The organism is Limnohabitans sp. (genome assembly GCF_036804465.1).
Lineage (GTDB): Bacteria > Pseudomonadota > Gammaproteobacteria > Burkholderiales > Burkholderiaceae_C > Limnohabitans.
On the sequence record NZ_DAIRSK010000011.1, the window covers coordinates 102,193 to 111,077 of the forward strand.

Here is an 8,885-nt window from a genome sequence, read left to right on the forward strand (position 1 = left end):
GCGATCGGCCTAGGCCTTGTCAGCGGCAGAGGTGAACGAGTCTGCATAGAACTCATCGGTTGGCAAGCCCGCTTGCGTGTAGGCCGCGCGTGCCAAGTCCACCACGATGGGCGCACCGCAGGCATATACCTGATAGCCACTGAGCTCGGCATGGTCTTGCAGCACAGCTGCGTGCACAAAGCCAGTGCGGCCTGCCCACTGGTCTTCGGGCAATGCGTCAGACACCACGGGGATGTAGGTGAGGTTGGGCATGTTGGCGAGTTGGGCTTGCACCCAGTCGTGCATGTAGAGGTCGGCAGGACGGCGGCCACCCCAGTAGAGGGTGGCAGGGCGCGTGATGGCTTTGTGTTGCATGTGTTCCAAGATGGCCTTGATAGGGGCAAAGCCCGTGCCAGACGCCAAGAACACCAAAGGCTTGTCAGAGTCTTCGCGCAAAAAAAAGCTGCCTTGCGGGCCTTCAATTCGTTGGATTTCTTTTTCTTTCATCGCACCAAACACATGGTCGGTGAACTTGCCACCCGGCATGTGACGGATGTGCAGCTCAATCGCGGGTGAGCCTTCAACAAATGTGTGCGGCGCATTGGCCATGGAGTAGCTGCGGCGGTCGCCGTCGCGCAACAAAAAGTCAACGTATTGACCCGCGTGGAATTTCATCGGGTCGGTTGCTGGCAGTTGCAGCTTGACGATCATCACGTCGTGCGATGCTTTCTCTAACGAGATCACACGCACTGGCATTTTCTTGATGGGGAACGCGCCTTCTTCCACCACTTGACGCGACTCCAACACCACATCGCTGTGCGCGGTGGCGCAGCAGGTGAGCACAAAACCCTGGGCTTCTTCGTCGGCGCTCAGGGCTTTTTCTTGGTGTGTGCCGTGGGTGACGTCGCCTGAAATCTTTTTGCATTTGCATGAACCGCAAGCACCATCTTTGCAGCCATAAGGCAAGCCAATGCCTTGGCGCAGCCCGGCTGCCAGCAAGGTTTCGTCAGAAGTGGCGGTGAATGCGCGGCCGCTGGGCTGGACCGTGATGTTGAAACTCATCTTTGGGTATCCTTGAACTTTTATAAGGTGTATTTTGCCTTCCAATCAATCCCCCCTTGGCGCTTTGCCTTCTCGTTTCAAACGCGAGCGTTTGCTCATCATCGGTTGCGGTGATGTGGGTCAGCGCGTGGTGCGTCTGCAGCGCCATGCGCGCGTGGTGGCGCTCACCTCTAGCCCAGAGCGTGTCGCCGCCTTGCGTGCCCAAGGTGTGACGCCCATCGTGGGTAATTTGGACGCGCCTGCCACCTTGCAACGTTTGGCAGGTTGGGCCACGCGGGTGCTGCACCTCGCACCGCCCCCCTTGCAGGGCAGTGTGGATCCGCGGTCCTTGGCGCTCACCCGCATGTTGATGCGCCGCAGTGCGCCCAGCAGTGTGGTGTATGGCTCGACCAGTGGTGTGTATGGCGACTGTGCGGGCGCTTGGGTGGATGAAAGCCGCAGGGCAAGCCCCATCACGCCCAGAGCGCAACGCCGTGTGGATGCCGAAGCGCGCATGCGCCATTTTGGGCGTTTGCGTTCCAGCGCTGTGCGGGTGAGTGTGTTGCGCATCCCCGGCATTTACGCACCCGACCGAGAAGGTGGCACGCCGCGAGATCGTTTGCTGCGCGGCACCCCAGTGCTGACGCGCGAGGACGATGTGTTCACCAACCACATCCATGCCGACGATTTGGCACGGGCCTGCCACCTCGCGCTGTGGCGTGGCCAGCCCCAACGCGCCTACAACGTGAACGACGACAGCCAACTGTTGATGGGGGAGTACTTTGACATGGCGGCAGATTTGTACGGCATGGCCAAGCCACCGCGCATCAGCCGCGCCCAAGCGCAAACCGAGTTGCCCGCGATGCAGCTGAGTTTCATGAGCGAGTCGCGCCGCCTCATGAACACCCGCATGAAGCGCGAGCTGCGTCTGCAACTGCGCTACGCAGATGTCAAAGACGGTTTGGCTTAATCCGATTTGATGTTGCCTGCTTTGATGGCCTTGGCCCAACTGGCGGTATCGCGCTCGAGAAGCTTGGTGGTGTTGTCAGAGGTGAGGTAGCGCACTTCAATACCTGCGGCGTCCCCGCGTTGCTTGGCCTCAGGTTGTTCCAAGCTGCGCTTGACCTCAGCCGAGAGCTTTTGTACCACCTCTTTGGGGGTGCCATTGGCTACGTACAAGGCCACCCATGACTCCAACTCAAAACCAGTCAATCCCGCCTCAGACGCCGTGGGCACTTGCGGCAGTTGAGGGTGTCGAATTTTGCCAGTCACCGCCAAAGCTTTGAGCTTGCCGCTCAGCACATGGCCCATCACCGAGGGCGGCGTGGTGATGAAGACCTGCACTTGGCCCGCCAGCACGTCTTGGATGGCTTGGCCCGAACCCTTGTAGGGCACGTGCGTCATGTCAATGCCGGTTTGTTGTTTGAAAATTTCCGTGCCGATGTGTGACACCGAGCCATTGCCCTGCGAGGCGTAGTTGAGCTTGCCCGGGTTTTGTTTGGCCCAAGCGATGAACTCTTTCAAGGTGTTGGCGGGCACGGAAGGGTGAACCGCAATCACGTTGGTGGCGATGGTGATGAGGCCCACTGGCGTGAGGTCTTTGAGCTCCCAGGGTAGTTTGTCCATCAGGATAGGGTTGGCAATGTGATATCCCGAATACGACACCAGCACGGTGTAGCCGTCTTTGGCACTGCGTGCCACGTTGGCATAGGCCAAGTTGCCGCTGGCGCCTGGTTTGTTGTCGACGACCACCGTTTGGCCAGTGAGGCGAGCCAAGGGCTCACTCACCAAGCGTGCCGAGGTATCCACCAAGCCACCGGGAGGGTTTGGCACCACCAGTGTGATGGGTTTGCTGGGGTAAGCATCGGCTTGTGCGAGGGCAGCAAGGGGCGCAATCAGGGCGCTTGCGCTGAGGAGGCTGGTGGCGAGCACCGCCTTGGTGAGGCTTCGACGCGTGAGGTGTTGCATGTGTTGTCTCCTGTTGAGTGGATTGGCTTAGATGCTGGGACTTGCTTTTAGCGTTGACCGATTTGCACGGCTTCAAAAATGCCTTGGGCCTCTCGCGGCATGCAGCGCCAGTACTGCGGGCTGGCTTGCACCTTGCCGTGCAAGGCGGCAGCAGCTTCCCACACCCAGCGGGGCTTGTAGAGAAAGGCGCGAGCCAAGGCAATCAGGTCAGCATCGCCGCGCACCAAGATGTCTTCGGCTTGTTGCGGTTCGGTGATCAGGCCCACGGTGATGGTGGGCATGCCCGTTTTTTGTTTTACCAATTTGGCGAATGGCACTTGGTACTCTGGGCCAATGGCAATTTTTTGTTGCGCAGCCACGCCGCCTGATGAGATGTGCACAAAGTCTGCGCCTGCGAGTTGCAGGCGAAGCGAAAAGTCAGCAGTTTCTTCAGGTGTCCAGCCGTTGTCCACCCAATCTGAGGCCGAGATACGCATGCCCAACGAACCTTGGTACACCGCACGCACGGCTGCAAACACTTCCATCGGAAAGCGCGTGCGGTTGTCAAAGTTGCCCCCATAGGCGTCTGTGCGGTGGTTGGCGATGGGGGATAAAAATTGGTGCAACAAATAGCCATGTGCGCTGTGCAACTCAATGGCTTCGATGCCCAAGGCTTGCGCGCTTTGGGCGGCTTTGGCAAAGGCTTGTTTGATCTGCTCAAGGCCTTGGCTGTCTAGTTCGTGCGGTGCAGTTTCTTGCGCTAAGTGTGGAATGGCAGAGGGGGCGTGTGTTTCCCAGCCGCCTTGTTCGGCTGTGAGCAACTGACCGCCCTGCCAAGGGGCAGCGCTGGAAGCTTTGCGGCCTGCATGGGCGAGCTGGATACACACAGGCACATGAGGCGCCAATTTGCGTGCGCGGTGCAGTTTGTCCTCTAGGGCGGCGGCAGTGGCGTCGTCCCATAGCCCCAAGCACAGGGGTGTGATGCGACCCTCTGGCGCCACGGCTGTTGCCTCGATGATGAACATGGCCGCACCGCTGTTGAGCAAGCTGCCCCAGTGCATCAAGTGCCAGTCGGTGGCTTGGCCATGGTCTGCCGAGTATTGGCACATGGGCGCGACGATGGCACGGTTGGCCAAGGTAACTGGGCCGCGGGGCGAGGTGAGGGTGAATTCAGAAAAGAGATGGCTCACAGAAACTCCAAAACAAAAATGCCTGCGCAAAAGGCAGGCATGTATCGTAATCAGTGATGGACCATGCGCTTGGCATGTGGGAGACATCAGCCTTTAGTCAAGGTCAACGTGGAAATCTTGGGGATTGCCTTTGTCGAGTTTGGCATCTTCCATGTGAAATTTGTGTTCAAAATCCGTCAGTCGGTTATTCAAATTGTCTACGTTTTGCTTGATGCCTGCTAAGCGTCCATGAAATGCATCCTTTGCATTCATTGCATTTATTGCGTTCGGCTTTGCCTGTTGCTGCCCAATTGCAATGGACGATGTTTGCGCGCTAGCGACCTTGTTTTGCTTGGAGGGCGAATTGCGATTGTCTGCAGGGCTTGAGAAGTCGACTTTGTTACGCTCAAGAGGAGCCGTTTGCACTTGTTCGAAGTGGGACTGTATCTTGCCGTTTTCTACGCCTTGGCGGTTGGGTGATGGCGCGTGATCGCCCACCCCTTGGATGTTGGGGGTGATGCCAGGCGCAGGAGCAAGGGTTTGGTGGTTACTGGCGAGCTTGCCCTGGTCCAAGGATTGTTTGTTGTCTTGAATGCCAAGCTTGGCTGTTGTTTGCCCGTTGTTGCCCGAGGCATTGGGGGCAATATTGGCATTGTTTGAGCTGTTTGCGTCTTGGCTGAGTGCTTGGCGATGGGTGCTTGTCTCGGTCTGCGGCAGGTTGTGCAGATCAGCGCTGTTGGTTGGGCTTAGGTCTAAGCCTTGGTGATTGAGCAAAATTTTTTCTTGTGCAATCGCCTGGTTGTTCGCGCTGGCTGATTCTTCGCTGATGTCTTGCACATTTGCTGCAATGTTGCCAGCAGGGATGCGCTGCACATTGGAGGCAATCACATCTGTAGGGATGCCTTGGCGATTGGTTTCAATGGCTTTATCGCCAGCAATCTTCTGTGTGTTGGCCGCGATATTGCCATTGCTGATGCTTTGCACATTGGCAGCTATTGCATCTGCTGCGATGTTTTGGATATTGGCAGCAACCACGTTGTTGTTGCTCACCGTTTGGATGTTGTCTTGAATTTTGTCTGTGCTGACTTGTTGCTTGTTGGCCTCAAGCACATCGGTGCTCACATTTTGGACATTGGGCTTTGCCGCAGCATCACCTGCAATGCTTTGCAGATTGTTAGCAGTTTGTTTGTCCGCGACTTTTTGAATGTTGGCGTCTTGCGCGCCGTCGTTGGGGATGTCAAGTTCTGCGTGTTCGGCCAACGCGTCTGCCAATGCTTTTTGCGCCTCTAAGGCTGCAAGTACTTGTTGTTCAAAGGCGCGTTTTTTGGCTAGCGTTTCTTCTTCGTGAGAAACAACATTGTTCTTTGGGGTTTTGGCGTTGCCGGTGTGTTCGGAAACAGACACATGGTGCTCAGAGCCACTTCTGACTATCTTGGAAAAGTCGTCGTCATTCATAAGATTTGAAGGCGTCGCTATCTGGTCAGGACGGTAGAGTATTACCGATGGTGCCCAGGGCCAGAACCGTACTCCCTAATTTGGCAAGGCTTCAAGGCTCCGTCTGGGGATTTTTAAGGGGTGTATACGTTCAGCTCACGCACCGCAATCACCACATCACATGATTATACCAGCAGCCTGATTGATCAAAGCAAAGCGTTTTATTTGAGGTCAGTCATGCACTGACAGAACTTCAATTTCAAACTTTTTGCCCTGCCGCAGATGTGACCTCATATCTTTGACCAGGCATGCGCCTGTAGCTGTTTTGATAGCTAATAAATCCACTAACCATCGCGGCGCTGGCCCACTCATCGAATGCCTCATTGGGCGTGGGTTTTGAACTTGAGAGTAAGACCTTATTGATGTCTGTACGAAAAACTTGAAATTTGCTCATGATTTTTACCCCTGTGCGTAGGAACTGCCCCATACCTATTTCGATACTCAAGTATTCACTCATCCAATTAGAATCGATATTTTTTTAATCAAAATAATTACTAGGATAAACCCCAATAAACGCAAAAAAGCCCCCACCCTTTCGGGTGGGGGCTTGTGACAGCAACTTATCAAAACAGGCCAGCAGGCTCCGCTTACACGTCCCAATTGCTGATGATCAGCTCCATTCGGTCAACGCCATGGCCTCCACCCACCGTGTATTTAATGGGCACCTCTTCAATGTGGATAGTCCAGCGGCCAGACGCTGTTTTTTTGGGTGCTGCCATGGGAATTTTGCTAGGGATTTTTTGGGGTTCGCTTTGTGCAAACCTGTGCGATTGATGCACTTTATCAAATACCAAGCTACCCATGAACCCAGATTTGATACGGGTTTGTGCAATTGCCGCACATTGCTGAATATGCTAGTGGTGCCCGGGGCCGGAATCGAACCGGCACGCCTCGCGGCGGGGGATTTTGAGTCCCCTGCGTCTACCAATTTCACCACCCGGGCACGGGAGAGGAGGAATGGATTATGACACAAATTTCGTCCCATAAATGAAAATTCTCCCCGTGAATTCATTGCCAGCCTGTTTTTTAGTTCCAAAATTTTTCTGATGGCTCAGTTCAGCGTGGGTCCACTTTTCTTGAACCCTGAAGAACCCTGCTACCACGGCGCCTGACGGTGCCGACCATGCGCGGATTCATTGCCTCATCGAACTCTAATGATGGAGCCATCAACCAAGATGGCATGCCACTGGTCAAAGTATCGGCACTAACTGGGAAAACTTGGGGGTGACGTAAAGATGTCGGTTAAACCGACTTGGCTCAGGCAAGGGGTGATGTCTTAGTCCTCTGTGTCTATATAGGCATCTTGTAATATGCGTAAATCAATTGGAGCATTTAGTGTCAAGTCTTTACGAAACCCTGAAACAAGTTAAATCTGAGGAAGATGTCAAGGACGCCTATATCAAAGCTCTTGGGCTCAAGGCATATACAAAAGGGTTGATTGACATTCAAACTGATGAAATTTGGTTTGAAGCAAAAGACAGCGGCAAGAACTCTAGTTACGCGATGTTCACCCAGTTGCTGCATTACGTGCAGGTGGCCTTGAACAAGGGTGAAAAAGTACCGCCACTGCTGGCAGTAATTGATACCGAAAAAGCCGCGCTCATGAAAAGCGCAGATGTATTACCCTTTTTGGCAAAGAAAACAGTTAAATGGGGTAAGTCTGCAAGTCAGTACACGCAAGAAGCACTTGACGAAATTTCAGCTTACATCGGCACTTACTTTGTGTCATTCAAGATGTCTACTCATGAAGATGAGTTCATCAGCACAGTCAAAGCGGCAATCAAGTCTGGCGACATCATTCGTACACAAATCACGCCAGACAACTTGAAACAAGTGTTCGACAAATGGGTGGCCATGATTGGTCGAGAGATTGCTGGCGTTAAAGAAGAAGACTAGCCTTGTGGGCGTACAAGTTCTGCGTTGGTAAACCATGTGAGTAGCAGGCACCCATCTTGAGGAAAGATTTCATTAGTGTTTTGGTAGTAAATAGCTTTTGCTAATTTTCTGGAAAAAACTTCTACGGCCGTTTGCATCTCATCCGTAACGTTTACGACACAATTTTCTTGATGAGTTTTGCCTTTTTTTAATGTGAGGCCAAGTGTTCTGTTTGTTCGACGCGCTTCTATAGCGGAAGGCATCATTTTTTCAAATAGCGTCGGGTACTGCTTATGGACGCGCTTGACTAAACCAGCTAATTGTGGATCTTCATTTCCTGTGTCATCAAAGGCATCCATTCTCCCCATCATCGCAACTAGCATGTCTTCATCACTGGTGCCGTGATTACAGGCGCTACAAGAAGAGAATTCAAATCCTTCGGGCCACTCCCTGTTATCAAACATTCCCCTTGGCGGGCAATGTTCAATAGTTGTTGCTCGAGTCATTCCCCCACAGAAAATGCAATTTGGTTGTAGCTTTAGCAATCTTTCGCGTTTAATGCGTGAGTTACCCATAGAAGTTTTTATGGAGCAGATTGATACACGTTATCTCGAAGATTATCAAATGACGGAATAGTTTCTGGTGTTTTATCAATAGCGTTACTACGCTCATTGGGTGGAGTCATCCCCAAGACTGTGTGTGTAAAAGAGCCTGTGGGCATGTTGCACGCTAAAAGCTGACATGCACATTGGATGGCGCTAAGTTCCCAAGAATCTGGATTGCGTCCTTCAGATTCAATCGCGTCTATGAATTCCAACAAGATTTGCTTTGCAAAAGCTTGCTTATCAATGTTGCTGAGATTTGCCCAATCTTTACCAGCAGGGTATTTTTCAGCGATCAAGAATTTGTCCATATATCCAATCTAAAGAATCGATGGGATAGTTTAGAAACATTAAATTCGCGTTACAAGCTACTCGTTAAATTTCCGTTACTGAGACGACTCCAGCGTATTTTTAGTCAGCGTTGTGCTGGTGATTTGAGTGCCGCTTGAGCTCGTTTAAGTGCTGAGCAATGAATCATGTTGTCGGTTTAACCGACAACTGAGTAACAAGGTCACTTGACAGGGCGTGACCCTATCCAATCGATTCGGGTGTTTTGCGTGACTGCCCATGAAAAATTAGATGCTTTATGGAGCAGCCTAAAAGCCGATTTTTGAGCGGCCAAATCAGTTCCGAGGGGTACCCCATGACTCCCGCCAAAAACAGCGTCTTAGGTCGTCACAAAGGCTCATCGCACAGGTGCTCTACAGAAAATATCGCTCACCAAATAAGTGAACTATTCCAGTAACTAGCCAAAGAAAGTTTGAGAATTTAGCGGGTT

The 8,885-nt window shown here is 52.7% G+C and carries 10 protein-coding genes and 1 tRNA gene; 2 read left to right on the forward strand and 9 right to left on the reverse strand.

Features of this window, described 5'->3' with window-relative positions; all coding sequences use genetic code 11:
• Positions 1-9: 9 nt before the first annotated feature.
• Entirely contained in the window at positions 10-1,041 is a 1,032-nt protein-coding gene (locus V7Q41_RS07785; protein WP_333845089.1) for a CDP-6-deoxy-delta-3,4-glucoseen reductase, read from the reverse strand.
• Between the two features lie 34 nt (positions 1,042-1,075).
• On the opposite strand from V7Q41_RS07785, the gene V7Q41_RS07790 reads away from it, so the two are divergent.
• Positions 1,076-1,990, forward strand: a complete 915-nt coding sequence (locus V7Q41_RS07790; RefSeq protein WP_333845092.1) for an SDR family oxidoreductase — start codon at positions 1,076-1,078, stop codon at positions 1,988-1,990.
• On the opposite strand, the gene V7Q41_RS07795 is transcribed toward V7Q41_RS07790, so the two are convergent.
• The 6 genes from V7Q41_RS07795 to V7Q41_RS07820 form a co-directional block, all read right to left on the reverse strand.
• Positions 1,987-2,988 carry a Bug family tripartite tricarboxylate transporter substrate binding protein gene (locus V7Q41_RS07795; RefSeq protein ID WP_333845096.1) on the reverse strand — a complete coding sequence of 334 codons (1,002 nt, stop codon included), beginning with the start codon at positions 2,986-2,988 and terminating at the stop codon, positions 1,987-1,989. The genes V7Q41_RS07790 and V7Q41_RS07795 overlap by 4 nt on opposite strands.
• A gap of 47 nt (positions 2,989-3,035) precedes the next feature.
• On the reverse strand, positions 3,036-4,157 hold the full coding sequence (locus V7Q41_RS07800; protein WP_333845098.1) for an NADH:flavin oxidoreductase/NADH oxidase: 1,122 nt from the start codon (positions 4,155-4,157) through the stop codon (positions 3,036-3,038).
• 93 nt (positions 4,158-4,250) lie between these two features.
• Positions 4,251-5,540, reverse strand: coding sequence for a hypothetical protein (locus V7Q41_RS07805; RefSeq protein WP_333845101.1), 1,290 nt, complete (start codon positions 5,538-5,540; stop codon positions 4,251-4,253).
• Between the two features lie 289 nt (positions 5,541-5,829).
• Positions 5,830-6,075, reverse strand: coding sequence for a hypothetical protein (locus V7Q41_RS07810; RefSeq protein WP_333845103.1), 246 nt, complete (start codon positions 6,073-6,075; stop codon positions 5,830-5,832).
• Between the two features lie 142 nt (positions 6,076-6,217).
• The gene (locus V7Q41_RS07815) at positions 6,218-6,349 is read right to left on the reverse strand and encodes a hypothetical protein (protein ID WP_333845106.1); all 132 of its coding nucleotides are present in this window, start codon (positions 6,347-6,349) and stop codon (positions 6,218-6,220) included.
• A 139-nt stretch (positions 6,350-6,488) separates the two neighbouring features.
• Positions 6,489-6,573, reverse strand: a tRNA-Leu gene (locus V7Q41_RS07820).
• Positions 6,574-6,965: 392 nt separating this feature from the next.
• Here V7Q41_RS07820 and V7Q41_RS07825 point away from each other — a divergent pair.
• Entirely contained in the window at positions 6,966-7,526 is a 561-nt protein-coding gene (locus V7Q41_RS07825) for a hypothetical protein (RefSeq protein ID WP_333845108.1), read from the forward strand.
• On the opposite strand, the gene V7Q41_RS07830 is transcribed toward V7Q41_RS07825, so the two are convergent.
• Complete coding sequence (locus V7Q41_RS07830; protein ID WP_333845110.1) at positions 7,523-8,080, reverse strand: hypothetical protein; 558 nt, start codon at positions 8,078-8,080, stop codon at positions 7,523-7,525. The genes V7Q41_RS07825 and V7Q41_RS07830 overlap by 4 nt on opposite strands.
• Positions 8,081-8,088: 8 nt before the next feature.
• Complete coding sequence (locus V7Q41_RS07835) at positions 8,089-8,418, reverse strand: hypothetical protein (protein ID WP_333845112.1); 330 nt, start codon at positions 8,416-8,418, stop codon at positions 8,089-8,091.
• Between the last annotated feature and the right edge of the window lie 467 nt (positions 8,419-8,885).